Source organism: Prescottella defluvii, from assembly GCF_000738775.1.
Classification (GTDB): domain Bacteria; phylum Actinomycetota; class Actinomycetes; order Mycobacteriales; family Mycobacteriaceae; genus Prescottella; species Prescottella defluvii.
In genome coordinates this window covers 74,849-98,670 of sequence record NZ_JPOC01000051.1, presented here as the reverse complement: position 1 = coordinate 98,670, position 23,822 = coordinate 74,849, and the positions used below count along the sequence as shown (strand labels likewise).

The window sequence follows — 23,822 nt, the reverse complement described above, 5'->3', positions numbered from 1 at the left end:
ATAACGGCATTCGGGACACGGCAGGCCGGAATCGGCTGGGTGGTAAGGGATTCGAAGTGCCGATCCGGAGAATCGGCGTAGCGTCGGTGCACATGAGTATTCGCCTGGGCTACCAGATTCCGAATTTCAGTTACTCGACTCCCGTCCGCGACCTGTTTCCGACTGTCATCGCCCAAGCTCGGGAGGCGGAGGCGGCCGGATTCGACGCGGTGTTCGTGATGGACCACTTCTATCAGCTGCCGGGGATCGGTGAGCCGGACGAGCCGATGCTCGAGGCGTACACGGCGCTCGCCGGCATCGCGACGGCCACCGACTCGATCCAGTTGTCCGCGCTCGTCACCGGCAACACGTACCGGAATCCGGCGATGCTCGCCAAGACGGTCTCGACGCTCGACGTCGTCAGTGGGGGACGGGCGGTCCTCGGAATCGGCGCCGGCTGGTTCGAACTCGAACATCAGCAGTTGGGATTCGAGTTCGGTACGTTCACCGACCGGTTCGAGCGGCTCTCGGAGGCGCTCGCGATCATCGCGCCCATGCTCCACGGCGACCGGCCCACCTTCGAGGGCAAGTGGTACCGCGTCGAGAACGCGATCAACGAGCCGCGCCTACGCGACGACCTGCCGATCCTGCTCGGCGGCGGCGGGGAGAAGAAGACGTTCGGGCTCGCGGCCCGCTACGCCGACCACCTCAACATCATCGCGAACGCGACCGAACTGCCGCGCAAGCTCGAGGCCCTCGCTCAGCGCTGCGAGGAGGTCGGCCGCGACCCGAAGACGCTCGAGACGAGTTTCCTCGCGTTCGTGATGATCGACGAGGACGGTGACAAGGCCCGTGAGATGCAGCGCGAGTTCCTGCTGTCGCGCGGCGTGGACCTGTCCGCGTTGTCGGTCGCCGAGCGCGCCGTCGCGACCGATCGGCAGTTCGTCGGCAGTCCGGACGAGGTCGCCGAGCAGATCAGGACCCGGGTCCTCGACGTGGGCGTCGACGGCGTGATCGTCAACGTGGTCGCCAACGGGCATCAGCCGGGCATCGTCGAACTCGTCGGACGAACCCTCGGACCGCTCGTACGCGACTGATCGTGTGCGGCTGATCGCGCGCTGCCGCTCGGGTTCTCGTCGCGCCGCGCCCCCGATCGGCGGTGCGGCGCGACCGAAACCGGCGCGGCGTGGCACCCTGAGCGGATGCGAGTAGCTGTCGTCGCCGGACCCGAGGCCGGTCATGCCGTCCCGGCGTTGGCACTGTGCCGGAAATTCCTTGCTGCGGGCGATGATCCGGTGTTCTTCTCCGCGGGACGCTGGCTCGACGTCGCACGCGACAACGGGATCGACGCCCGCAAGCTCGGGGGGCTCGCGCCACGCGCGTCCGACGACGACTCCGACTCCGGATCGAAGATCCACGGCCGGGCCGCGCACGTCTCGACGGCCCTGCTGCCCGACATGCGCGACGTCGCCCCCGATCTGGTGGTGTCCGACATCATCACCGTCGGCGGCGGGATGGCGGCGGAACGGCTCGGGGTGCCGTGGGTGGAGTTGTCGCCGCACCCGCTGTACCTGCCGTCCAAGGGGCTGCCGCCGATCGGGTCGGGAATGGCGCCCGGCACGGGGATCGGGGGACGCCTGCGGGACGTGCTGCTGCGGGCCGCGACCGCGCCGTCGATCAGGAAGGGCCGGGTCCAGCGCAGCGAGGCGCGGGTGAGTGTCGGGCTGCCGGCCCGGGATCCCGGCCCCGCAGCGCGGCTGATCGCGACCCTCCCGGCGCTCGAGGTGCCGCGCCCGGACTGGCCGTCGAACGCTCACGTCGTCGGCCCGCTGGTGTGGGAGCCCGCCGACAACGTGCTCGACCCGCCGCCGGGCGACGGTCCGCTGGTGGTCCTGGCGCCGTCCACGGCGTCGATGGGTGCCGGCGGCATGCTGGACACGGCGATCCGCGCGCTCGACGGGCTCGGCGTGCGGATGCTCGTGACGCTGTTCGAGAAGCCGGACGTCGACCTGCCCGACTGGGTGCGGGCCGGGTACGGGCGGCAGGACCGGATGCTGCAGGATGCGTCCGCGCTGATCTGCGGCGCCGGGCACGGCGTGCTCGCGAAGGGCCTCCTCGCCGGGGTGCCCGCCGTGACCGTCCCCGGTGGCGGCGACCAGTGGGAGGTCGCGAACCGGGTCGCGCGCGCCGGCCTCGGGGTGCTGATCCGCCCGCTCGAGGTTGCCTCGCTGCGGGACGGGGTCCGGACGGTCCTGGACGACCCGGCCTACGGCGCCGCCGCGCGACGGGCGGCCGATGGGATCGCGGACGTCGCCGACCCGGTCGCGGTGTGTCGCGCGGCGGCGGTGTGAGCGTCGGGGCGGCCTGCCCGATTCCGCTACGGTGGCACATGTGCGACTGACCGAATTCCATGATCTCGTCCGGGAAGAGTTCGGACAGGTGCGCGGCGACTCCCTGCTCGTCGACCACGTCGTTCTCAGCCTGGGCGGGAAGACCGCCGTCGATGCGATCGAGGACGGCGAGGACCCGCGCGTCGTGTGGCGCGCGCTGTGCGACGAGTTCGACGTTCCCCCACAGCGCAGGTAGGACGGTGCGGCACCGCCGCGGTCGACGATTGACTCGAACAGATGTTCGCTTATGCTGGAATCATCCGTTGTCGTCCACGTGTTGCGGCTGAGTGAGTCCGAGTGCGGCGGTTCGGACCGTGCGAGCCGGCGAAGTTGTCGGTACCGGGCTCTAACCTGATCCCAGATCGCTGGACGAGACTTCGAAAAGGGGACCACGATGGCACCACAGGCACACGATCGCGACAAGGCGCTCGAGCTGGCTCTGGCACAGATCGACAAGAGCTTCGGCAAGGGTTCGGTGATGCGCCTGGGTGAAGAGGCTCATCAGCCCATCGCCGTGATCCCCACCGGATCGATCGCGCTGGACGTGGCACTGGGTATCGGCGGTCTGCCCCGCGGACGAGTCGTCGAGATCTACGGTCCGGAGTCCTCGGGTAAGACGACGGTCGCGCTGCACGCGGTGGCGAACGCGCAGGCCAACGGCGGTATCGCGGCGTTCATCGACGCCGAGCACGCGCTCGACCCGGAATACGCCCGCAAGCTCGGTGTCGACACCGACGCGCTCCTGGTCTCGCAGCCGGACACCGGTGAGCAGGCCCTCGAGATCGCGGACATGCTGATCCGTTCCGGCGCCCTCGACATCATCGTCATCGACTCGGTGGCCGCGCTGGTGCCGCGCGCCGAGATCGAGGGCGAGATGGGCGACAGCCACGTCGGTCTGCAGGCCCGCCTGATGAGCCAGGCGCTGCGCAAGATGACCGGTGCGCTCAACAACTCGGGCACCACCGCGATCTTCATCAACCAGCTGCGCGAGAAGATCGGTGTGATGTTCGGCTCGCCCGAGACCACCACCGGTGGTAAGGCGCTCAAGTTCTACTCCTCGGTCCGCCTCGACGTCCGCCGCATCGAGACCCTCAAGGACGGCACCGACGCGGTCGGCAACCGCACGCGCGTCAAGGTCGTCAAGAACAAGGTGTCGCCGCCGTTCAAGCAGGCCGAGTTCGACATCCTCTACGGCCAGGGCATCAGCAAGGAGGGCTCGCTGATCGACATGGGTGTCGAGCACGGGTTCATCCGCAAGTCCGGGTCCTGGTACACGTACGAGGGCGATCAGCTGGGTCAGGGCAAGGAGAACGCCCGCAAGTTCCTGCTCGAGAACATCGACATCCGGGACGAGATCGAGAAGAAGATCAAGGAGAAGCTCGGTATCGGTGCGGTCGTGACCGGCGACGATGCCGAGTCGGCCGACTTCTAGTCCGGTGAGTCTCGTGCCCCTCCCGGTCGGCGCTGCCGATCGGGCGGGGGAGGCAATCCCGTCATGACAGACGACGACACCGGCCACTACGACCGGTACGGCAGTGACGACGTCACCACCGGTCGGCGCCGCACCGCGAATCGGGCCAGGAACAGGGACAGTCAGGGCCGCCCTGTCGGCGAGGACGGCACACCGTTCGAACTGAAGGGCACCCCGGAGACTCTCGGGGTACGGGCGAAGGACGTGTGCCTGCGGCTGCTCACCGATCGGGCTCGCAGCCGCACCGAACTCGAGCAGAAGCTCGTGCAGAAAGGGTACCCGCAGGCGGTGATCGACACTGTCCTGGGCCGGCTCGCCGAGGTCGGCCTCGTCGACGACGCCGCGTTCGCGGAGCAGTGGGTCCATTCCCGGCACACCTATTCCGGTCGCGGCCGCCGCGCCCTCGCCACGGAACTGCGCCGCAAGGGCATCGACGACGCCACCTCGCAGGAGGCGCTGTCGGCGATCAGCGCCGACGACGAACGTGAGCGGGCGGCCGAATTGGTGCGCCGGAAGCTGGTCCGCACCACCGCGGGCGACATTGCCGACCGCGACGACCGGGAGCGGCTGATGCGCCGGCTCGTCGGGATGCTCGCGCGCCGCGGCTATCCGGCGGGCCTGTCGTTCGCCGTCGTCAAGGACGAGCTCGGCAGTCTCGGAGCGACGGACGCTTGACGTCCCGGGGGCTGTGCCGGGGGAAGCGCTGGGGGACAATCGAAGTCGTCAGCGGCCGAAGGATGGGGGAGTGATGGTGTACTGGGCGGTCGCCTGGACCGAGACCGGTTCGGACGCGATTCGTATCGAGGACGGCTACCTCGACGGAGGCGATGCCGCCGTGTCGCAGATCGTCGAGGTCGGACGTCGAGTCGGTGCCGAACCGGGCACCTCGTCGGTATGGGCGCACCTGGACACGGTGACGGCGCAGGTCCCTGCGTTCGGTGCAGCGGATACCGATGCCTGGGCACTGGCCGCGGACGTGCGCCGGTGCATCGCGGACGCCGAACGCCAGCAGAGAGCGGCCGAGAGTGCCGCAGCCGCGGCCAGAGCGAACGACCCGCGTCCGATCCATCCCACGCCGTCAGGATCGGTGCGCGAGCAGTGGGCCCGCATCGCCGACTGGCTGTGCACCCAGTTGTCGGACGTCGAGTTCCGCGGCGCCGATCAACAGCAGATCGCCGCGGCTGTCGCCGCCACGGGGCAGGCCTGGCCCGACGAGTTGGTGGATCTGTTCTCGTTGGCGAACGGTGGGCCCGAAGGGCGTTGGATCAGGGTGATCCCGGGATACGAGCTGTTCACCCTCGACCGGGTGGTCGCCGACCGTGAACGATCCATTCGGATCTGGGACGAGGGTGCCCGCATGTACGGCATCGACCTGGCAGATCCGCCGGCCGGGGCGGGGTTCGAGGCGGGCACCTTCATTCCCGCCTTCGTGCCCTTCGCTGGGCGGGACTCGAACTATCTGTGCGTCGACACTCGGCCCGGCCCCCTGTACGGGTCCGTACTCGAATTCGACGAGACCGGTGCCGATGCCGATGGCCCGGCCTGGCAGTCGGTCAGTGCGCTGCTCACCGACATCGCCGACGCGCTCACTCAGGGCACCGCGTTCGTCGACGGGCAACTACCGTTCGTTCGAGACGGTTCCGCCTTCGAATGGGACTCGGGTGACCGTGCCGGGGACGTCGAGTTCGCGGTCCGGAACGCAGCTCCCAGCACCTGACGGACCCTAGCCGCTACGGCCGGAGGCGCCCGGCCGCCCGGTTGCGTCGGGTGGTCAGCCACGCCCCCCGGATGAGCATCAGTAGGCCCAGGCCCATGCCCCATCCCAGTATGGAGAACGCCACCCCGATTCCCTCCTGGCTGGTCACCCCGACACTGGCTGCGACGGCGAATGCGGTCGTGAACCCCGCTGCAGTGCCGGCCGCGGCGGCCAAGCCGCCCGCGACCGCCCACCGCGACAGGTGAGCGGCGGCGAGGCAGGCCAGGACCACGGTTGCGCCGCATGCGACCACCTGCCAGGTCGGGAACTGGGTAGGGGCGGGCAGTGCGGGTCCACGGACCCGTCCGGCGGAGTCGGCCGACCAGCTGAGCCAGCCCGCACACGACAGGAATCCCAGCACGAAGGCGATCAGGCCGGTGGTCCACAGCCCCAGTCGGCCGGTGCCCGTCGGCCGGGCGGTCGCCGGCTCGACCCCGGCCTGCTCCGACCGCCACGCCGACCGGACGATGAACGCGCCGAACGCGGTGGGCACACCGACGAAGATGGCCACGACCCAGAGGAACTGGGACCAGGAGAAGCCGACATCGACCGTCATGGCACGAGTATGCACCGGCGCGCGGCCTGCCGACGGTGGGGACACGAAGGGCGCGTGGAGGATCGGAATCCTCCACGCGCCCTGCTCATGTCCCTCGGGTGTCCGGGGCCGCTCAGTCGCGCGGCGCCGACTTCTCCGTTGCGTCGAAGTCGTCGATGCCCGGTGCGCCGTCGAGTTCGACGGTATCGATCGGCACGACAGCCGGGCGGGTGCCCTTCTTGCCGCCGCTGCGGAGTCGCTTCTCGAGCCACGTCGCGAAGGACGTGAGCGCGAAGTTGATGATCACCATGATCACGCCGACCACGACCAGCGCGGCGAAGAAGTTGCGGTAGTACGACGCCGCCTGCTGGCCGCTGCGGATCAGCTCGATGTAGCCGATCTGGTAGCCGAGCGCCGAGTCCTTCAGTGCAACCACCATCTGCGACACCAGAGCCGGCAGCATCGTGGTGATCGCCTGCGGCATCAGGACCAGCCGCATCATCTGGCCCTTACGCATGCCGAGCGATGCCGCGGCCTCGGTCTGGCCCTTCGGCAGTGACAGGATGCCGGCCCGCAGGATCTCGGCGATCACCGAACCGTTGTAGAGGGTCAGGCCCACGACGACGGCGGCCAACGCCAACTGGTTCGACGGGAACACGCCGTACTGGGCGAACGCCTGGTAGGCGAAGATCATCAGGATCAGCACCGGGATGGCGCGGAAGAACTCGACGAAGGCGCCGCAGATCCAGCGGACCCAGCGGTGATCGGACAGGCGGCCGATACCGAGGACCGCGCCGAGGATCAGCGCGAACACGATCGACAGGGACGCCGCGAGCAGCGTGCCCTTCAATCCCGGCAGCAGATAGGTGGTCCACGTGAAGTGGTCCAGGAACGGTGACCACTTGTCGGCCTCGAGCTGACCGTTGTCGGCCAGCACGTTCAGCACGTACAGCACGATCGCGACCAGCACGATGCCGAAGACGATCGCGATCAGCCGGTTTCGCACCCGGGCCCGGGGGCCGGGTATGTCGAAGAGAACGCTCGATTGCTGGGTCATCGCTTCACCGCCAGACGCTTGCCGAGGTAACCGAACAGGAACCCGACCGGCAGCGTCAGGATCATGAAGCCGATGGCGAAGATGCCGAAGACGAGGAACAGCTTGTCCGCCTCGTTCTCGATCATCGTCTTCATCAGCAGCGACGCCTCGGCCACGCCGATCGCCGACGCGATCGTCGTGTTCTTGGTCAGTGCGATCAGCACGCTGCCGAGGGGCGCGATGACCGCGCGGAACGCCTGCGGCAACACGATCATCCGGACGCTCTGCGTGAACGTCAGGCCCAGGGATCTGGCGGCCTCGGCCTGGCCGAGGGGGACGGTGTTGATGCCCGACCGCAGCGACTCACAGACGAAAGCGGCCGTGTAGACGACGAATCCGAGCACTGCGAGCCGGAAGTTGTTCTGATCGATGAAGGTCGACGAGTTCTCCGGGGCGAAGTGCACACCCAGGTTCTGGTAGAGGCCCACCGAGCAGAACACGATGATGAGCGTGAGCGGTGTGTTGCGGAAGATGTTGACGTACCAGGTCGCGAAGATCCGGAGGATCGGTACGGGGGAGACCCGCATCGCGGCGAGGAGGGTGCCCCAGATCACGGCGCCGAGCGCCGACCAGAAGGTGAGTTGCACGGTGGTCCAGAACGCGCTGACGAGCTGAGCACCGTAAGTATCGAGTAGTCCCATGTCACCTCCTCCGTATCAGTACCGGTCGACGGCCGGCGGCGCGGGCAGCGCATAGCCGGACTCGCCCATGGTGTCCTCGAGCGCCCGCTGCCAGGCCCCGGTCGCGATCATGTCCTCGATCGCATCGTTGATCTTCATCCGTGCTTCCGTGTCGCCCTTCGGTAGACCGACTCCGTAGGGTTCGGTGGTGAACGGCTCACCGGCGAGTTTGAACTCGCCGGGATACTGGGCGGAGTACCCGGCCAGGATGATGTCGTCCGTGGTGAGGGCGTCGACCTTGCCGCGGTGCAGCGCCTCGACACACGATGAGTAGCTGTCGAACTGCTGCAACTGCACGCCCGGGTACGACTTCTTGATCTTCTGCGCCGGGGTGGAACCGGACACCGAGCACAGCCTCTTCCCGCCTTCGAGGGATTCGGGGCCGGTGATGGTGTCGTCGTCGGCGCGGACCAGGAGTGATTGGCCCGCGATGTAGTACGGGCCGGCGAAGTCGACGACCTTCTTGCGGTTGTCGGTGATCGAGTACGTTCCGACGACGAAGTCGACTTCACCGTTCTTGATCAGGTTCTCGCGCTGCGCCGACGGCGCCTCGCGCCACGTGATGCCGCTCTCGGGGACGCCCAGGTAGTTCGCGATGTACTTGGCGACCTCGACGTCGAAGCCGGTCATGGTCTTGTCCGGTTCGCGCAGTGCCAGTCCGGGCTGGTCGTACTTGGTGCCGATGGTGAGGTGGCCGTCGGCGGCGTCCGCGAGCACGTCCCGCGGCTCGCTGCTGCCGCACGCCGACGCTGTCAGCACGACCGCGGTGAGGGCCGCGACGGCGGTCAGGATGCGCCGGGATCTGATTCTTCTCATCGTGTTCCTCCCGCCCCGGCTCAGTGACCGAGGATCTTGCCGAGGAAGTCCTTGGCGCGGTCGGACTCAGGTGCGGTGAAGAACGTCTCCGGGGAGGTGTCCTCGAGGATCCGGCCGTCGGCCATGAAGATGATCCGGTCGGCGGCCTTGCGGGCGAACCCCATCTCGTGGGTCACGACGATCATTGTCATGCCCTCCTTGGCGAGGTTCACCATGACGTCGAGGACCTCGTTGACCATCTCGGGGTCGAGGGCGGAGGTCGGCTCGTCGAACAGCATGACCTTCGGGTCCATCGCCAGGGAGCGGGCGATGGCCACACGCTGCTGCTGGCCGCCGGACAGCTGCGCCGGGTACTTCTCGGCCTGCGCCTGGATACCGACCCGCTCCAGGAGTGCGAGTGCGCGCTCCTTGGCCGCAGCCTTGTCGATCTTGCGGACCTTCATCGGCCCGAGCATCACGTTCTCGAGCACCGTCTTGTGCGCGAAGAGGTTGAAGCTCTGGAACACCATGCCGACATCCGAGCGGAGGCGGGCGAGGGCGCGGCCCTCGGCCGGCACCGGTACGCCGTCGATCGTGATGGCTCCCCGATCGATGGGTTCGAGACGGTTGATCGTGCGGCAGAGCGTCGACTTGCCGGACCCGGACGGGCCGAGCATCACGACAACCTGGCCGGAGGGTATCTCCAGGTCGATGTTCTTCAGAACATGCAGGTCGCCGTAGTGCTTGTCGACCCCCTTCATGGAGATCATCGACTGGGTTCCGGTAGCCGCTCCGGTGGTCTCAGGCTGCGTCATAACGCGTAACCCTATATGGACCTATTACGTACCCGCTGGTCTAGCGGCTATCGATCTTGAACGATCAAGCGGTGGCCGTTCGGCTCCGGTGAACAATGTGGCCGCGACAGGCGGTTTTGCCGGGACCCGTACCCTTGGACCCGTGGAGACGATCGACCAGAACGCCGGGCGCAGCTATGAGGTCCGCACCTACGGCTGTCAGATGAACGTGCACGATTCGGAACGGCTCTCGGGTCTGCTCGAGGACGCCGGCTACACCAAGGCGGTGCCGGGGGAGCAGGCCGATCTGGTCGTCTTCAACACCTGCGCGGTCCGCGAGAACGCCGACAACAAGTTGTACGGCAATCTCAGCCACCTCGCCCCGGTGAAGGAGGAGCGCCCCGGCATGCAGATCGCCGTCGGCGGCTGCCTTGCCCAGAAGGACCGCGACACCGTCGTGAAGAAGGCGCCGTGGGTCGACGTCGTGTTCGGTACCCACAACATCGGCTCGCTGCCGGCGCTGCTCGAGCGCGCCCGGCACAACGAGGAGGCGCAGGTCGAGATCCTCGAATCGCTCGAGGCGTTCCCGTCGACCCTGCCGGCCAAGCGTGAGTCCGCGTACGCGGGCTGGGTGTCGATCTCCGTCGGCTGCAACAACACCTGCACGTTCTGTATCGTGCCCGCCCTGCGCGGCAAGGAGGTCGATCGTCGTCCCGGCGACATCCTCGCCGAGGTCCAGGCGCTCGTGAACGAGGGCGTGCTCGAGGTGACGCTGCTCGGGCAGAACGTCAACTCGTACGGAGTCTCGTTCGCCGACCCCGAGATCCCGCGGGACCGCGGCGCCTTCGCGAAGCTGCTCAGTGCCTGCGGACAGATCGAGGGGCTCGAGCGCGTCCGATTCACCTCCCCGCATCCGGCGGAGTTCACCGACGACGTCATCGAGGCGATGGCGTCGACGCCGAACGTGTGCCCGCAGTTGCACATGCCGTTGCAGTCCGGTTCCGACCGGGTCCTCAAGGCGATGCGCCGGTCGTACCGCAGCGCCAAGTTCCTCGGGATCATCGAGAAGGTCCGCGCCGCGATGCCGCACGCCGCGATCACCACCGACATCATCGTCGGCTTCCCCGGGGAGACCGAGGAGGACTTCCAGGCCACCCTCGACGTGGTCCGGCAGGCTCGCTTCACCAGTGCCTTCACGTTCCAGTACTCCAAGCGTCCGGGCACCCCGGCCGCCGAGATGGAGGGGCAGCTCCCGAAAGCTGTTGTGCAGGAACGCTACGAGCGCCTCATCGCGCTCCAGGAGGAGATCACCCTCGACGAGAACCGCAAGCTCGTCGGCACCGAGGTCGAGTTGCTGATCACCGCCGGCGACGGTCGCAAGAACGCCGAGACCGCGCGCATGAGCGGCCGTGCACGAGACGGTCGCCTCGTCCACTTCAAGCCCGAGGGCAACCTCGACGGCGACCTGCGTCCCGGCGACGTCATCACCGTCGTCGTGACCGGTGCCGCCCCGCACCACCTGGTCGCGGACGATCTCGTCCTCACCCACCGGCGCACCCGCGCCGGAGACTCGTTCGAACGAGGGGTCACCCCGAAGACCCCGCCGATCGGCGTGGGGCTGGGGTTGCCGCAGGTCGGCGCCCCCGCGCCGCTGCCAACACAGATGGGATGCAACGCATGAGCACCTCGGACAGCGGCGACGCTTCCGGTAGTGAGAACCGACCGGGCCGGGACGTGCCGGGAGTTCCGGATCCGATAGAGGAGTACCAGAAGGACTTCGAGGCCGCCGAGAAGAAGGTTGCCGGGGAGATCGACCCCGGCATCCGGGCGGTCGTGGTGGCGGTGTGCGTGCTGGTGCTGCTGCTGTCGTTCACGTTGCCGCACACCGGATCCGCGAACGGGTGGGACGTTCTCGTCGGCGACCAGGACGCGATCGACGAGTACGTCAATCTGCCGTCACGGATCTTCATGTGGCTGGCAGTCGTGTTCGGCGGTGTCTTCTCGATTCTCGCGCTGGTGACCCGACGGTGGGTGCTGGCGTGGATCGCGTTGGCGGGCACCGCGGTCTCGGTGGTGTTCGGCATGCTCGCGATCTGGTCGCGGCAGACCCTCCCCGTGGCCGAGGCCTCGGGTTCGGGCCCGGGATTCGGTCTCGTGCTGGGGTGGATCGCGGTCATCGTGCTGACGTTCCACTGGATCAAGGTGGTGTGGACCCGGACCGCGGTGCAACTGGCCGCCGAGGAGGCGCGCCGCAACGCTGCGAGCGAGGATCAGACGCGCGAGGACTGGCAGAACTGAGTTCCGGCGACCGAGTTCGCCCGGAACACGAGTGAGGGGTGCGACGCCGACCGGCGTCGCACCCCTCACTCGTCGAAGATCAACGCTCGTTGACGGCGCCCTCGGCGGCCTCGGCCCACTCACGCCACTGCTGGGCCTGAGCGCGCGCCTTCTCGGCGTCCTTGGTCTTGCCGGCTGCGGTGGCCTTGGCGGCCTGATCCTCGAACTGGGCGACGCGCTCCCGGAACTGGGCGGCCCGCGCCAGCGCCTCGGGATCGGTGCGACGCCACTCCGAGTCGGCCGCCTCGCGCACGCGCTTCTCGATCGCGCGGAGCTTGCCCTCGAGATCGTGCATCCGCTCGCGCGGAACCTTGCCGATCGCGTCCCACTTCTCCTGCAGGTCACGCAGGGCCGCGCGGGCCGCCTCGAGGTCCTTGTCGGGGTCGATGGCCCCGGCGGACTTCAGCAACTCCTCCTTGGCGGCCGCGTTCTCCGAGAACTCCGCGTCGCGTTCGGATGCGGCGGCGTTGCGGGCGGCGAAGAAGACGTCCTGCGCCTCCTTGAACCGCCGCCACAGTGCGTCGTCCGCCTCGCGGGGCGCCCGCCCCGCGGCCTTCCACTCGGCGAGCAGGTCGCGGAACTCGCCGGCCGTGGGCCCCCAGTCGGTGGACGTCGCCAACGACTCGGCCTGGGTGACGAGTTCCTCCTTGCGGGACTTCGCGCCGGCCCGTTCGCGATCGAGGTCGGCGAAGTGGGTGCCCCGACGGCGGTTGAACGCCTCGCGTGCCTTCGAGTACCGCTTCCACAGTGCGTCGTCGGTCTTGCGGTCGAGGCCCCGGATGGTCTTCCACTCGTCGAGGATCTCGCGCAGCCGGTCGCCCGCGGCCTTCCACTGCGTCGACTCGTTGCCGATCTGCTCGGCCTCGGCCGCGAGCGCCTCCTTGCGGGAGGTCTGCTCCTGCCGGGACTGCTCCTTGTCGTGCTTCTCCTGCTCCTCGGCCTGCTCGGAGCCCGCGATGATCGCCGCCAAACGAACGCTCAGTGCGTCGAGGTCGCCGATGACGGTCGCGGTGGGAAGCGACTCGGCGAGCGCAGCGGCCGCCGCCCGGGTCTTCTTGGCATCGCCGGCACCGGAGGCCAGGCGGGTCTCGAGGAGCGTCACCTCGGTCGCCAGGTCGTCGTACCGTCGCCCGAAGTGCGCGAGGCCCTCGGCGGCGTCCCCGGCCTGCCACGAGCCGATCTGTCGTTCGCCGTCGGCCGTCTTCACCCACGCGGTGCCGTCGTCGTCGACCCGGCCGAACAGGCTGGGATCGCTGGCGGCCACGCCGGGTGCGGCGTGGGTCGGAGCCGGACCGGGCTTGGGCGAGCTCGATTTCACGGCACCCGGCTTGGCGGCGCCGGGCTTGGGGACGCCCGGCTTGGGGGTACCCGGCTTGGGTGCGTTGCTCTCGGTCATAGCTCCTCGTCTCTGCCGCGCGTCACGGCTGCCTGATCGCACTGTCGCCTCCCGCAGGCCCGGTCGGGTCGACCGGAAACAGGGGGAGCCTGCAGCGACTGTTCACGACTATTGAAACAGGTATGACCGTCGGAGGGCGCCACCTCGGGTCGACTACCGTGGCGCAGTGTGTTGACCGCCGCTGCTTTCGTGCCCTCCCCTCCGCTGCTGGTGCCCCAATTGGCCGGGGCCGCTGCAGCGGAAACCGACCGGTTGCGCCAAGCCGCGCTGGACGTGTCCGCCCGGCTCGGCGAAGCGTGCGGGCAGTGGACCGTCATCGGTGTCGCCGACCCGGGTGCGCCCGCCACCGAGATCGCCCCCGAATCGCGCGGCACCTTCGCAGGATTCGGGGTCGACGTGCGAGTGTGCCTGGCGCCAGGCGAATCCGACCGCGGCGCGCCCGATCCCGAGATGCCGCTCGCGGCGCTCGTGGCCGGCTGGCTGCGTGGGCGCGTCGCACCGTCGGTGACGGTCCGGGCGCGAATCCTGGCACCGAACACCTCGCCCGCGGAGTGCATCCGCGTGGGGGAACAGCTGCGCCGCGAACTCGATGCGTCGCCGTTGCCGCAGGGGCTGCTGATCGTCGCCGACGGCGCGAACACGTTGACGGAGAAGGCTCCCGGGGCGTTCGACGAGCGGTCGGGAGCCGTGGAGGCGGTGCTGGGTCGGGCGCTCGCCGGCGGTGACTGCGGTGCCCTCGACGGGCTCGACGCGGGACTGTGCGGCGAGATCGGGCTGTCCGGCCGTGCTGCGTGGCAGACGCTTTCGGCGGTGTTCGGGGGCGCGGACGGTGGTCCGCGCAAGGCCGAGTCGCTGTACTCGGAGTCGCCCTTCGGCGTCGGCTACCACGTCGGGATGTGGCTGCCGTGACCGAGCAGGGACGTACCCCGATCGCCGTCGTGGGCCCCACCGCCACCGGCAAATCGGACCTGGGTCTGGACCTCGCGGAACGGCTGGGCGGCGAGATCGTCAACATCGATGCGATGCAGCTGTACCGCGGAATGGACGTCGGCACCGCGAAGCTGACCGTGCCGGAACGGCGGGGAATCGTCCACCACCAGCTCGACGTGCTGGACGTCACCGAGACCGCGACGGTCGCGCGTTATCAGGAAGCGGCGTGCCGCGACATCGGCGACATCCGCGCGCGGGGTGCCGTGCCGATCGTCGTCGGCGGCTCGATGATGTACGTGCAGTCGTTGCTCGACGAGTGGTCGTTCCCCGCGACCGATCCCCAGGTCCGGGCGCACTGGGAGGCCGAGCTCGCCGAGCGTGGCGTGGCGGCGGTCCATGCGGAGCTCGCGCGGGTCGATCCGGAGGCGGCGGCGTCGATCCTGCCGACCGACGGCCGGCGGATCGTGCGTGCGCTCGAGGTCGTGCACCTCACCGGCAAGCCGTTCGCCGCGTCTGCGCCGAAGATCGGCGAACCACGTTGGGGCACAGTCATCGTGGGCGTCGACCGCGAGACGGAGGCACTCGACGCGCGGATTCGGCTGCGCACCGAGTTGATGTTCGAGCGGGGGCTCGTCGACGAGGTCCGTGCGCTGATCGAGGTGGGGCTGCGGGAGGGCGTGACCGCGCAGCGGGCCATCGGATACGCGCAGGTGCTCGCGATGCTGGACGGCGAGTACGACCTCGCCGAGGCGGTCGAGCGCACGTTCATCGGCACCCGCCGGTACGTCCGCCGGCAGCGGTCGTGGTTCCGGCGGGATCCACGGGTGCACTGGGTGGACGGCGCCGATCCCGCTCTCCTGGACGGCGTCCTGCGCGTCGTCGAGGGCCGGTGACATCCCGCTAGAGTTGACGGCATGGAATTCAGCAAGGGCCACGGCACCGAGAACGACTTCGTGATCCTGCCGGATCCGGATGCCGATCTCGCGTTGCCCGCTCACCGGATCGCCGCGCTGTGCGACCGCCGCCGCGGACTGGGCGCCGACGGACTGCTGCGGGTGGCCCGCGCGGGCGCACTCACCGCGGTGGGTGTGCTGGCCGAGCTGCCTCAGGGCGTCGGCCCCGACGACTGGTTCATGGACTACCGCAACGCCGACGGCTCGATCGCCGAGATGTGCGGCAACGGTGTCCGCGTGTTCGCGCACTACCTGCGTTCCACCGGGCTCGAGGGTCGCGACGAGTTCGTCGTCGGCAGCCGCGCCGGCGGTCGGCCCGTCCGGGTGCACTCCGCCGATCACGTCTACGGCGACGTGACCGTCGACATGGGGCAGGTGCGCGAACTCGGGTCGTCGACGGCCACGATCGGCGGACGCGTGCTCGACGGCATCGGCATCGACGTCGGCAACCCCCACCTCGCGTGCGTCGACCCCGCTCTCACACCGGCGGCGCTCGCGGCGCTGGACCTCACGGCGGCACCCGGATTCGATCCCGGCTTCTTCCCACAGGGCGTCAACGTCGAGATCCTCACCCCGCTCACCGACGGCGCCGTGGAGATGCGCGTCCACGAGCGTGGTGTCGGCGAGACCCGCTCGTGCGGTACCGGCACCGTCGCCGCGGCCGCCGCGGCGCTGCGGGCGGCCGGCCACACCGACGGCGCCGTCGAGGTGCGGGTGCCCGGCGGCCGGGTCGAGGTGTCGATCGACAGTGGGCGGGCGGCGCTGCGCGGTCCGTCGGTGCTGGTCGCGTCCGGCATGATCGACGGTCGCTGGTGGACCGAGCTGGGATGAATCCCGGTTCGTTCGGCTGACGGTGCCGACGCCACCCGCGTGGCGGGTGGCGACCGAAATGCGCGTGCACGCCGGTCGCGCTTCGTGGGACGATGAACGTGTATGACGAAAACACATCACACCCACGTCCCGTCCACCACGGACGATCAGGCAACCCCCGACGAGGCCGAGTACGTCGACGACTCCGCGGCCCCGTCCGTCGGCGACATGCAACTCGACGAGCGTGCCGCGCTGCGGCGCGTGCAGGGCCTGTCGACCGAGCTCACCGACGTCACCGAGGTCGAGTACCGGCAGCTGCGTCTCGAGCGCGTGGTCCTGGTCGGTGTCTGGACGTCGGGCACCGCCGCGCAGGCCGACGCGAGCATGGCCGAGCTCGCCGCCCTCGCCGAGACCGCCGGCTCCGAGGTACTCGAGGGTCTGGTTCAGCGTCGGGACAAGCCCGATGCCGCGACGTACATCGGTTCGGGCAAGGCCGACGAGCTCCGGCAGGTGGTCCTGGCGACCGGTGCTGACACCGTCATCTGCGACGGTGAGCTCACGCCCGCGCAGCTCACCGCGCTGGAGAAGGTCGTCAAGGTCAAGGTGGTCGATCGGACCGCGCTGATCCTCGACATCTTCGCGCAGCACGCCACCTCCCGCGAGGGCAAGGCGCAGGTCGCCCTGGCTCAGATGGAGTACATGCTGCCCCGGCTGCGTGGCTGGGGCGAGTCGATGTCCCGGCAGGCCGGTGGTCGCGCGGGCAGCAACGGCGGCGTCGGCCTGCGCGGTCCCGGCGAGACGAAGATCGAGACGGACCGTCGCCGGATCCGCGAGCGGATGGCGAAGCTGCGTCGCGAGATCAGGGGCATGAAGGCCGCGCGCGACACCAAGCGCAGTCAGCGGCTGCGCAGCGAGATCCCGTCGGTCGCGATTGTCGGCTACACCAACGCCGGTAAGTCGAGCCTGCTCAACGCGCTGACAGGTTCCGGCGTGCTGGTGCAGAACGCCCTGTTCGCGACGTTGGATCCGACGACGCGTCAGTCCGCGTTCGAGGACGGACGCGAGTACGTGCTCACCGACACCGTCGGGTTCGTGCGGCACCTGCCGACGCAGCTCGTCGAGGCGTTCCGCTCGACGCTCGAGGAGGTCACCGACGCCGACCTGCTGCTGCACGTCGTCGACGGCTCCGATCCGTTGCCGACCGACCAGATCAAGGCTGTCCGCGAGGTCATCACCGAGGTCGTCCGTGAGAACGATACGACCGCTCCGCCCGAGTTGATCGTGGTAAACAAGATCGACGCTGCGGACCCGGTGGTTCTGACCCAGCTGCGCGGGCTCCTGCCCGGCGCGGTGTTCGTGTCCGCCCGAACAGGGGAGGGCATCGATGAGCTACGCACGCGACTGGGGGAGATCGTTCGACGACCGGAGGTCGAGGTCGACGTCCTCGTGCCCTACTCGCGAGGCGATCTCGTCGCCCGCATCCACTCGGACGGACAGATCCTCGATTCGTCCCACGAGGAGGACGGCACCCGGATGCGTGTTCGAGTCCCCGAGTCCCTCGCGTCTGCTCTCCTCGAATACGCGGGGCGTGGATAGCGGTCGCGGCTTGATCCGGCTGTCGCTCGCCGGTGCCGCGCTCGCGCTCGTTCCGTCGATGCTGCTGGCCGCGCCGGCGGCCGCCCAGAGTTCCGGCTCCGGTGTGCTGGTGACCGGTGCGCAGTTCGAGCAGGTCTGCACGCCGGTGGATCCGGCGCTCGCGGAGCTGTCCGGGCTGGCCGTGTCGGGCGACGCGACCTACGGGATCGGCGACAGCGGCACCGACGACGCCGTCATCGTGATGGACGGTGACTGCGCGGTGACCGCGACGGTCCCGGTCCCGGTCGACCCGAACGACATCGAGGACATGGGCATCGGCCCGGACGGCCGGCTGTGGCTGGCAGACACCGGCGACAACCATCGCGTCCGTTCCACCATCGCTCTGATCGACCTCGACCCGGCGACCGGTGCGGGGCAGGTGCACCGGCTGACGTACCCGGACAGCGCACACGACGCCGAGGCGCTGCTGATCCAGCGGGACGGCGTCCCCTTGATCGTCACCAAGGAAGTCGTCGCCACGAACGGGATCTACCGTCCGGCCGGCGCTGCCACTCTCGGCGGGCTGGCGTCGCCCGGACCCACGTCGCTCGAGCGGGTCGGCGACATCCGTCTGGGCCCCACCACCACACCCGGCGGACCGGTCCCGATCGGTGGATCCACCCTCGTCACGGGTGGAGCGGTGAGCGCGGACGGCACGGTCGCCGCACTGCGCACGTACACCGACGTCTACCTGTTCTCGGCACCCGACGGTGACCTGGTGCGGGCGCTCACGACCACCACGCCGTTGCGGGTGGCGTTGCCGAACCAGCCGCAGGGCGAGACGATCGCGTTCACGCCGGACGGGGACCTGCTGGCCGGGTCCGAGTCGGCCGGTGGTGCACTGCCGCCCATTCAGATCCTGAGGGGCGCGACGGAACTGGCACAGAGCACCGGCTGGTCCGGTGGCTCGGTGTCGCTGTCGGCTTCGGAGAACCAGAGTCAGGAGCCTGCCCAGGCGTCCGGCGACACCACCGAGGCATCCGCGGCCCCCCGGTGGTCCACGGTCGTCCTCGCCGGTGGTGCCCTGGTGGCAGGGCTGGCGACGTTCGTCCTGGTGCGGCGCCGGCCCCGTTCGTAGCGGTCGGGTCGGTCAGGACTTCCTGATCAGGTCGGCGCAGCGCTCGCCGATGAGCATGACGGTGATGTTCGGGTTCACCGCCACGATCTTGGGCATCACCGAAGCGTCCGCGACACGCAGGCCCTCCACTCCCTTGACCCGCAACTGCGGGTCGAGCGGGGAGTCCGCGTCGGGCCCCATCCGCACGGTGCCCACCGGGTGGTAGACGGTGTTGTGGGTGCGTCGGATGTAGTCGGCGATCTGCTCGTCGGTCTGGACGTCGATGCCGGGGAACAACTCCCGGCCCGCCCACTCGGCCATCGCGGGTTGGGCGACGATCTCGCGGGCGCGGCGGATGCCCTCGATCATGATGTCCATGTCGTAGGGGTCGGTGAAGTACCGCGGATCCACCCGCGGCTTGTCGCGGAAGTCGATGCTGCGCAACCTGACCGTGCCCCGGGAGCGGGCATGGGTGACGTTCGGCGTCAGGCAGAAGGCGTTCTCCGACGTCGGATAGCCCTGCCGCACGGTGTGCATGTCGAACGGCACCGAGCCGTAGTGGAACATCAGGTCGGGCCGGTCCAGGTCGTCCCGGGTGGGGGAGAAGATGCCGATCTCCCACCACTGAGTCGACCGGGTCACCATGGGCTGCTGCGCCTCCCACTGGATCACGCCCTCGGGATGGTCCTGCAGGTTGCTGCCCACCCCGGGTGAATCGACGAGCACGTCGATGCCCATCTCGCGGAGGTGGTCGGCGGGTCCGATGCCCGAGAGCATCAGCAGCTTCGGGGAGTCGATGGCCCCCGCAGACAGGATCACCTCACGACGTGCCGTGATCCGCCGCGAGTGGATGCCGTCGGGCAGCAGCACGTCCACACCGACGCACCGCCCGTTCTCGATCGGCAGTTTCCTGGCCCGGTGGTCGGTGAGGATCGTCAGATTCTCGCGACCCAGGATCGGGTGCAGGTACGACACCGACGACGACGACCGCACACCGTCCTCGCGGCCGTTGATCTGGAAGAAGTTGGCACCGTTGACGATCGTCTCGCCCTCGTTGAACGTCGCGCGCGGGATGCCGGCCTGCTCGCACGCGTCGAGGATCGCGACCCCGCACGGATCGTTCGGCGGCACGTCCCGCAGGACCACCGGACCGTCGTGGCCGTGGTGCCCGCCGGGTCGGGTGTTGTTCTCGAGGCGTTTGATCAGCGGGAAGATCGCCTCCGCCTCCCAGTCGGTGCATCCGAGCGGGCCGGCCCACTCGTCGAGGTCCTCGCGCGGCGGCCAGAACGCGATGCACGAGTTGTGCGACGAACAGCCGCCGAGCACCCGCGCCCGCGCGTGTCGCATGAACGAGTTCCCGTGCTCCTGCGGCTCGATCAGATAGTCCCAGTCGTAGCCGGATTCGAGCAGCGCCATCCAGTCCTCGAGAATCAGGATCTCGTCCAGCCCGACATCGCTCGGGCCCGCCTCGATCAGCGCGACCGTCACCGACGGGTCCTCGCTCAGCCGGGCCGCGACAGCCGCGCCCGCCGATCCGCCGCCGACGACGACGTAGTCGTACCGGTGCTCCTGCTGAGACGTCATGGTCACTCCTTCTCCGATCCGGAGGTCCGATCGGCGAACCATCCGCTCACCCCGGGATCGATGTTCTGGTAGACGTGCTTGGCCTCGCGGTACTCGTCGAGGCCGGTCGGGCCGAGTTCCCGGCCGAACCCGGACTCGCCGAAGCCGCCCCACTCCGCCTGCGGGAGATAGGGATGGAAGTCGTTGATCCACACCGTGCCCGCACGGAGCCGGTTCGCGACCCGCTGCGCCCGGCCCGCGTCCTGCGTCCAGACCGCGCCGGCAAGGCCGTAGCGGGTGTCGTTGGCGATGCGCATCGCATCGTCCTCGTCGGTGAACGTCTCGACGGTCACGACCGGGCCGAAGCCCTCGTCGACGACGACGGACATCCCCTGCCGGACGCCGTCGAGCACGGTCGGCAGGTAGTAGTAGCCGTTCTCCAGGTCGCCGGATCCCCACTCGCCGCCGCAGCGCAGCACCGCGCCCTCCTCGACGCCCTTGCGGACGTACGCGGAGACCTTGTCGCGGTGGGCCGCCGAGATCAGCGGGCCGGTCTCGGCGTCGTCGTCGAACGGACCGCCCAGGCGGATCTGCCGGGCGCGCGCGACCAGCGCGTCGACGAATTCGTCGTGGATCGACTCCTCGACGATCAGTCGTGCGCCCGCCGAGCAGACCTGGCCGGAGTGCACGAACGCGGCGTTGAGCGCGTTGTCGACGGCGGCGTCGAACAGCGCGTCGGCGAACACCACGTTCGCGTTCTTGCCGCCCAGTTCGAGGGCCACCTTCTTCACCGTCGCCGCCGCGGTCGCCGCGATCCGGCGTCCCGTGACCAGCCCGCCGGTGAACGAGACCATGTCCACGTCCGGATGCTCCGACAGTGGGGCCCCGGCCACCGCGCCCGCGCCGAGCACCAGGTTCGCCGCCCCGGCGGGCACCCCGCACTCGGTCAGCAGATCCATCAGCAGGATCGCGGTCGACGGGGTCAGCTCACTGGGCTTGAGCACGAACGTGTTTCCGGCCGCCAGGCACGGCGCGACCTTCCATGCGGCCTGCAGCAGCGGGTAGTTCCACGGCGAGATCAGCCCGCACACCCCGACGGGCTCGTACTGGATCCGGCTGAGCACGTTGGCGTCCCCGGCGTCGACGAGGCGTCCGGCATCGGTGGCGGCGATGGAGCCGAAGTACTCGAAGCATGCCGCGATGTCGTCCATGTCGATGCGGCCCTCGACTATGCGCTTGCCGGTGTCGAACGACTCGGCGCGAGCGAACTCCTCCTTGCGCTCGCGCAGACGGTCGGCGACCCTGCGGAGAATTCGGCCTCGCTCGCCGGCGACCGTTCTCGGCCACGGACCGTTGTCGAACGCGTCGCGTGCCGCGGCGATCGCCCGCTCGACGTCGACGGTCCCGGCCTCGGACACGGTCGCGACGTGGCTACCGTCGGCGGGACAGCGGATCTCTCGGGTGTCGCCGGACTCGGCGGCGACCCAGGCGCCGCCGATGAACAGGCTGGCTGCGGTGTCGGTCATGGCTGCATCACTCCATCGTCGGGGTGTGTCGGAGTCGGAGGAATTCGATGTGGCGTTCGTACTGATCGAGGACGTCGCTGATGAGCTGGTCGCGGGTGTATCCCATGACGTCGTACTGCTGGCTGCCCTCGGTGAGGTACACCTCGAGCCGGTAGTAGACGGCGTCGCCGCTGGCAGAGTTCATCGCGAACGACGGCATGTCGGTCTTCTCGGGCCACAGCTGGTAGCGGAACGGCGGATCCGCACCCATCGCGACCGTGAGGTCCAGGTGTGGCACACCGGTCTTGTCTTCCCGGTTCTCGACCAGTTCGGCGTCGATGTCCCGGGAGGCGAGCTCGTCGACGACGGCCTGCAGCGCGGGTCGTGCGGTGCGCTCGACGTACTGGCGCAGGTCCCGTCCGTCCGGGTACGAGAGGGTGCGCGACAGCCGCTGTCGCCATGTGCGCTGCACTCCGCGCTCGGCGCCCACCCGCTCCGAGAGCGACGAGTGCAGGACGGCGCGCACGCTGTCCTCGCGGTAGCCCTCGGTGCGTAGGGCGCGATGCAGGCCCGCCATGATCAGCAGCATCACGAAGGAGAACGGCAATCCCATGATGATCGTCGCGTTCTGCAGCGTCGTGACGCCGCCGACGATCAGCATCGCCAGGGTGAGCAGTCCGGTTGCGACGGCCCAGAAGATTCGTCCCCACTTGGGGCCGTCCTCCTCAGGGTCGTTCAGGTGCGACGTGAGGTTCGTGAGCACCAGCGCGCCCGAGTCGGCCGAGGTGACGTAGAAGAGCAGCCCGGTGAACGTCGCGATACCCGCGCTGAACAGCGCACCGGGATACTGGTCGAGCAGCGAGTAGAACGCGCTCTCGGGCGCGGACATCGCCGTCTCCCCGAACTCGCTGTTCCCGTCGATCACCACGGACAGCGCCGCATTGCCGAAGATCGCGATCCACAGGGCGATGAACGCGAACGGGATGGTCAGTACTGCGCCGATGAACTGACGGATCGTGCGGCCCCGGGAGATGCGGGCCAGGAACAGTCCGACGAACGGCGCCCACGCGATCCACCACGCCCAGAAGAACAGGGTCCACGAATTGAGCCATTCCTGCGGCGCGTCGAATGCGAAGGTGTCGAGCGTCATTCCCGGGAAACGGTTGACGTAGTCGCCGACGTTCATCACGATCGCATCCAGCAGGAAGCGGGTCTTGCCGGCGAACAGCACGAACAGCATCAGGGCGAGCGCGAGCAGCGCGTTCAACTCCGACAGTCGACGGATGCCGCGGTCGACGCCCGAGACGACGGACACCGTCGCCATCAGGACGGCAACCGCGATCAGAGCCACCTGCATCGCGGTGTTCTGGGGCAGGTCGAACATGAAGTTCAGGCCGTAGTTGAGCTGGACCACGCCGATGCCGAGGGACGTCGCGATGCCGAAGATGGTGCCCAGCACGGCGGCGATCTCGACGCCGTCGCCGACGGCACCCTTCACGCGCTTGCCGATCACGGGGTACAGCGCCGAGCGGATCGACAACGGTAGCCCGCGCCGGTACGCGAAGTAGGCGAGCGCTGCGCCCATCAGCGCGTACATGGCCCAGCCGGTGATGCCGTAGTGGAACAGCGTCCACACCACGGCCTGACGCGCAGCCTCGGTGTTCTGGCCCTCGCCGACCGGAGGCGCCAGATACTGCGTAACGGGTTCCGAGACCGAGAAGAACATCAGGTCGATGCCGATGCCCGCCGCGAACAGCATCGCGCCCCACGTGAAGACGTTGTAGCGCGGCAGCGAATGGTTGGGGCCCAGCTTGATCTTCCCGTAGCGCGAGAGTGCCAGGAACAGCACGAACACGATGATCAGGGTGGCGACGAGGAAGTACCACCACCCGAAGGCGCCCGAGATCCAGTCGACGACACTGCCGATCACGGCGTCGGCGTTGTCCGGTGCGATCATCGCCCACGCCGTGATGGCGACGATGATGGCCGACGAGATGTAGAAGACCGGCTTGTTGATCCCCGACTTCGGCACCTCGACGTCGGCGCCGTCCACCGGGGGGCCGTCGGTGAGCGAGGCCTCCGGTGGTTCTCGATCCGTAGTGCTCATCTGTCTCCTCGGTCCGGTTCTGCGTTCGGATCG

General features: G+C 69.0%; 22 protein-coding genes. 13 read left to right on the top strand and 9 right to left on the bottom strand.

The window, feature by feature from the left end; translation table 11 throughout:
• Positions 1-92 precede the first annotated feature (92 nt).
• The 6 genes from IJ15_RS0118190 to IJ15_RS0118165 all read left to right on the top strand — a co-directional run bounded on the left by IJ15_RS0118190 (position 93) and on the right by IJ15_RS0118165 (position 5,557).
• Positions 93-1,076, top strand: a complete 984-nt coding sequence (locus tag IJ15_RS0118190) for an LLM class F420-dependent oxidoreductase (RefSeq protein WP_031939776.1) — start codon at positions 93-95, stop codon at positions 1,074-1,076.
• A 105-nt stretch (positions 1,077-1,181) separates the two neighbouring features.
• On the top strand, positions 1,182-2,330 hold the full coding sequence (locus IJ15_RS0118185) for a glycosyltransferase (RefSeq protein ID WP_031939775.1): 1,149 nt from the start codon (positions 1,182-1,184) through the stop codon (positions 2,328-2,330).
• A 40-nt stretch (positions 2,331-2,370) separates the two neighbouring features.
• Positions 2,371-2,565 carry a DUF3046 domain-containing protein gene (locus IJ15_RS0118180; RefSeq protein WP_031939774.1) on the top strand — a complete coding sequence of 65 codons (195 nt, stop codon included), beginning with the start codon at positions 2,371-2,373 and terminating at the stop codon, positions 2,563-2,565.
• Positions 2,566-2,763: 198 nt separating this feature from the next.
• Complete coding sequence (recA, locus tag IJ15_RS0118175; protein ID WP_031939773.1) at positions 2,764-3,801, top strand: recombinase RecA; 1,038 nt, start codon at positions 2,764-2,766, stop codon at positions 3,799-3,801.
• A 63-nt stretch (positions 3,802-3,864) separates the two neighbouring features.
• Positions 3,865-4,515: a recombination regulator RecX gene (gene recX, locus IJ15_RS0118170; RefSeq protein WP_081880800.1), complete on the top strand. Its 651-nt coding sequence runs from the start codon at positions 3,865-3,867 to the stop codon at positions 4,513-4,515.
• A gap of 73 nt (positions 4,516-4,588) precedes the next feature.
• Positions 4,589-5,557, top strand: coding sequence for an SMI1/KNR4 family protein (locus tag IJ15_RS0118165; RefSeq protein ID WP_051919148.1), 969 nt, complete (start codon positions 4,589-4,591; stop codon positions 5,555-5,557).
• 13 nt (positions 5,558-5,570) lie between these two features.
• Here IJ15_RS0118165 and IJ15_RS0118160 read toward each other — a convergent pair whose 3' ends face one another.
• The 5 genes from IJ15_RS0118160 to IJ15_RS0118140 all read right to left on the bottom strand — a co-directional run bounded on the left by IJ15_RS0118160 (position 5,571) and on the right by IJ15_RS0118140 (position 9,472).
• The gene (locus IJ15_RS0118160; RefSeq protein WP_031939770.1) at positions 5,571-6,152 is read right to left on the bottom strand and encodes a hypothetical protein; all 582 of its coding nucleotides are present in this window, start codon (positions 6,150-6,152) and stop codon (positions 5,571-5,573) included.
• A 112-nt stretch (positions 6,153-6,264) separates the two neighbouring features.
• On the bottom strand, positions 6,265-7,188 hold the full coding sequence (locus IJ15_RS0118155) for an amino acid ABC transporter permease (protein WP_031939769.1): 924 nt from the start codon (positions 7,186-7,188) through the stop codon (positions 6,265-6,267).
• Entirely contained in the window at positions 7,185-7,868 is a 684-nt protein-coding gene (locus IJ15_RS0118150) for an amino acid ABC transporter permease (protein ID WP_031939768.1), read from the bottom strand. The genes IJ15_RS0118155 and IJ15_RS0118150 overlap by 4 nt, the downstream gene beginning before the upstream one ends.
• Before the next feature lie 15 nt (positions 7,869-7,883).
• A complete protein-coding gene (locus tag IJ15_RS0118145; RefSeq protein ID WP_031939767.1) occupies positions 7,884-8,723 on the bottom strand; it encodes a glutamate ABC transporter substrate-binding protein in 840 nt (279 codons plus the stop codon).
• A 20-nt stretch (positions 8,724-8,743) separates the two neighbouring features.
• Entirely contained in the window at positions 8,744-9,472 is a 729-nt protein-coding gene (locus IJ15_RS0118140) for an amino acid ABC transporter ATP-binding protein (protein ID WP_197059857.1), read from the bottom strand.
• 187 nt (positions 9,473-9,659) lie between these two features.
• Here IJ15_RS0118140 and miaB point away from each other — a divergent pair, with 187 nt between their 5' ends.
• Positions 9,660-11,177 (top strand): tRNA (N6-isopentenyl adenosine(37)-C2)-methylthiotransferase MiaB, encoded by a 1,518-nt coding sequence (gene miaB / locus IJ15_RS0118135; RefSeq protein WP_031939765.1) that lies wholly within the window; start codon positions 9,660-9,662, stop codon positions 11,175-11,177.
• A complete protein-coding gene (locus IJ15_RS0118130; protein ID WP_031939764.1) occupies positions 11,165-11,794 on the top strand; it encodes an Rv2732c family membrane protein in 630 nt (209 codons plus the stop codon). The genes miaB and IJ15_RS0118130 overlap by 13 nt, the downstream gene beginning before the upstream one ends.
• Positions 11,795-11,873: 79 nt before the next feature.
• Here the strand turns inward: IJ15_RS0118130 and IJ15_RS0118125 are convergent, their stop codons facing one another.
• A complete protein-coding gene (locus tag IJ15_RS0118125; RefSeq protein ID WP_031939763.1) occupies positions 11,874-13,229 on the bottom strand; it encodes a DUF349 domain-containing protein in 1,356 nt (451 codons plus the stop codon).
• A gap of 168 nt (positions 13,230-13,397) precedes the next feature.
• On the opposite strand from IJ15_RS0118125, the gene IJ15_RS0118120 reads away from it, so the two are divergent.
• From IJ15_RS0118120 to IJ15_RS0118100, 5 genes are all read left to right on the top strand, one after another.
• Positions 13,398-14,138, top strand: a complete 741-nt coding sequence (locus IJ15_RS0118120) for a class III extradiol ring-cleavage dioxygenase family protein (RefSeq protein ID WP_031939762.1) — start codon at positions 13,398-13,400, stop codon at positions 14,136-14,138.
• Complete coding sequence (gene miaA, locus IJ15_RS0118115; protein WP_407984093.1) at positions 14,135-15,052, top strand: tRNA (adenosine(37)-N6)-dimethylallyltransferase MiaA; 918 nt, start codon at positions 14,135-14,137, stop codon at positions 15,050-15,052. The genes IJ15_RS0118120 and miaA overlap by 4 nt, the downstream gene beginning before the upstream one ends.
• 21 nt (positions 15,053-15,073) lie before the next feature.
• Positions 15,074-15,943: a diaminopimelate epimerase gene (gene dapF, locus IJ15_RS0118110; protein ID WP_031939760.1), complete on the top strand. Its 870-nt coding sequence runs from the start codon at positions 15,074-15,076 to the stop codon at positions 15,941-15,943.
• Positions 15,944-16,045: 102 nt separating this feature from the next.
• Positions 16,046-17,518 carry a GTPase HflX gene (gene hflX, locus IJ15_RS0118105; RefSeq protein ID WP_031939759.1) on the top strand — a complete coding sequence of 491 codons (1,473 nt, stop codon included), beginning with the start codon at positions 16,046-16,048 and terminating at the stop codon, positions 17,516-17,518.
• Positions 17,511-18,635, top strand: coding sequence for an NHL repeat-containing protein (locus IJ15_RS0118100; RefSeq protein WP_231569580.1), 1,125 nt, complete (start codon positions 17,511-17,513; stop codon positions 18,633-18,635). The genes hflX and IJ15_RS0118100 overlap by 8 nt, the downstream gene beginning before the upstream one ends.
• Before the next feature lie 12 nt (positions 18,636-18,647).
• Here IJ15_RS0118100 and IJ15_RS0118095 read toward each other — a convergent pair whose 3' ends face one another.
• The 3 genes from IJ15_RS0118095 to betT are packed head-to-tail and all read right to left on the bottom strand — an operon-like array spanning position 18,648 to position 23,789.
• Positions 18,648-20,198, bottom strand: coding sequence for a GMC family oxidoreductase (locus IJ15_RS0118095; protein WP_031939757.1), 1,551 nt, complete (start codon positions 20,196-20,198; stop codon positions 18,648-18,650).
• A 2-nt stretch (positions 20,199-20,200) separates the two neighbouring features.
• Positions 20,201-21,703, bottom strand: a complete 1,503-nt coding sequence (locus IJ15_RS0118090) for an aldehyde dehydrogenase family protein (RefSeq protein WP_031939756.1) — start codon at positions 21,701-21,703, stop codon at positions 20,201-20,203.
• Positions 21,704-21,710: 7 nt separating this feature from the next.
• The gene (gene betT / locus IJ15_RS0118085; RefSeq protein WP_081880799.1) at positions 21,711-23,789 is read right to left on the bottom strand and encodes a choline BCCT transporter BetT; all 2,079 of its coding nucleotides are present in this window, start codon (positions 23,787-23,789) and stop codon (positions 21,711-21,713) included.
• Positions 23,790-23,822 lie beyond the last annotated feature (33 nt).

Coding starts and splice junctions, on each gene's coding strand:
- IJ15_RS0118165 (WP_051919148.1), top strand. CDS start 4,589: ATGGTGTACTGGGCGGTCGCCTGGACCGAGACCGGTTCGGACGCGATT.
- IJ15_RS0118140 (WP_197059857.1), bottom strand. CDS start 9,472: ATGATCTCCATGAAGGGGGTCGACAAGCACTACGGCGACCTGCATGTT.
- recX (WP_081880800.1), top strand. CDS start 3,865: ATGACAGACGACGACACCGGCCACTACGACCGGTACGGCAGTGACGAC.
- IJ15_RS0118160 (WP_031939770.1), bottom strand. CDS start 6,152: ATGACGGTCGATGTCGGCTTCTCCTGGTCCCAGTTCCTCTGGGTCGTG.
- IJ15_RS0118125 (WP_031939763.1), bottom strand. CDS start 13,229: ATGACCGAGAGCAACGCACCCAAGCCGGGTACCCCCAAGCCGGGCGTC.
- IJ15_RS0118090 (WP_031939756.1), bottom strand. CDS start 21,703: ATGACCGACACCGCAGCCAGCCTGTTCATCGGCGGCGCCTGGGTCGCC.
- IJ15_RS0118185 (WP_031939775.1), top strand. CDS start 1,182: ATGCGAGTAGCTGTCGTCGCCGGACCCGAGGCCGGTCATGCCGTCCCG.
- IJ15_RS0118145 (WP_031939767.1), bottom strand. CDS start 8,723: ATGAGAAGAATCAGATCCCGGCGCATCCTGACCGCCGTCGCGGCCCTC.
- betT (WP_081880799.1), bottom strand. CDS start 23,789: ATGAGCACTACGGATCGAGAACCACCGGAGGCCTCGCTCACCGACGGC.
- IJ15_RS0118095 (WP_031939757.1), bottom strand. CDS start 20,198: ATGACGTCTCAGCAGGAGCACCGGTACGACTACGTCGTCGTCGGCGGC.
- recA (WP_031939773.1), top strand. CDS start 2,764: ATGGCACCACAGGCACACGATCGCGACAAGGCGCTCGAGCTGGCTCTG.
- hflX (WP_031939759.1), top strand. CDS start 16,046: ATGACGAAAACACATCACACCCACGTCCCGTCCACCACGGACGATCAG.
- dapF (WP_031939760.1), top strand. CDS start 15,074: ATGGAATTCAGCAAGGGCCACGGCACCGAGAACGACTTCGTGATCCTG.
- IJ15_RS0118155 (WP_031939769.1), bottom strand. CDS start 7,188: ATGACCCAGCAATCGAGCGTTCTCTTCGACATACCCGGCCCCCGGGCC.
- IJ15_RS0118150 (WP_031939768.1), bottom strand. CDS start 7,868: ATGGGACTACTCGATACTTACGGTGCTCAGCTCGTCAGCGCGTTCTGG.
- IJ15_RS0118190 (WP_031939776.1), top strand. CDS start 93: ATGAGTATTCGCCTGGGCTACCAGATTCCGAATTTCAGTTACTCGACT.
- IJ15_RS0118130 (WP_031939764.1), top strand. CDS start 11,165: ATGCAACGCATGAGCACCTCGGACAGCGGCGACGCTTCCGGTAGTGAG.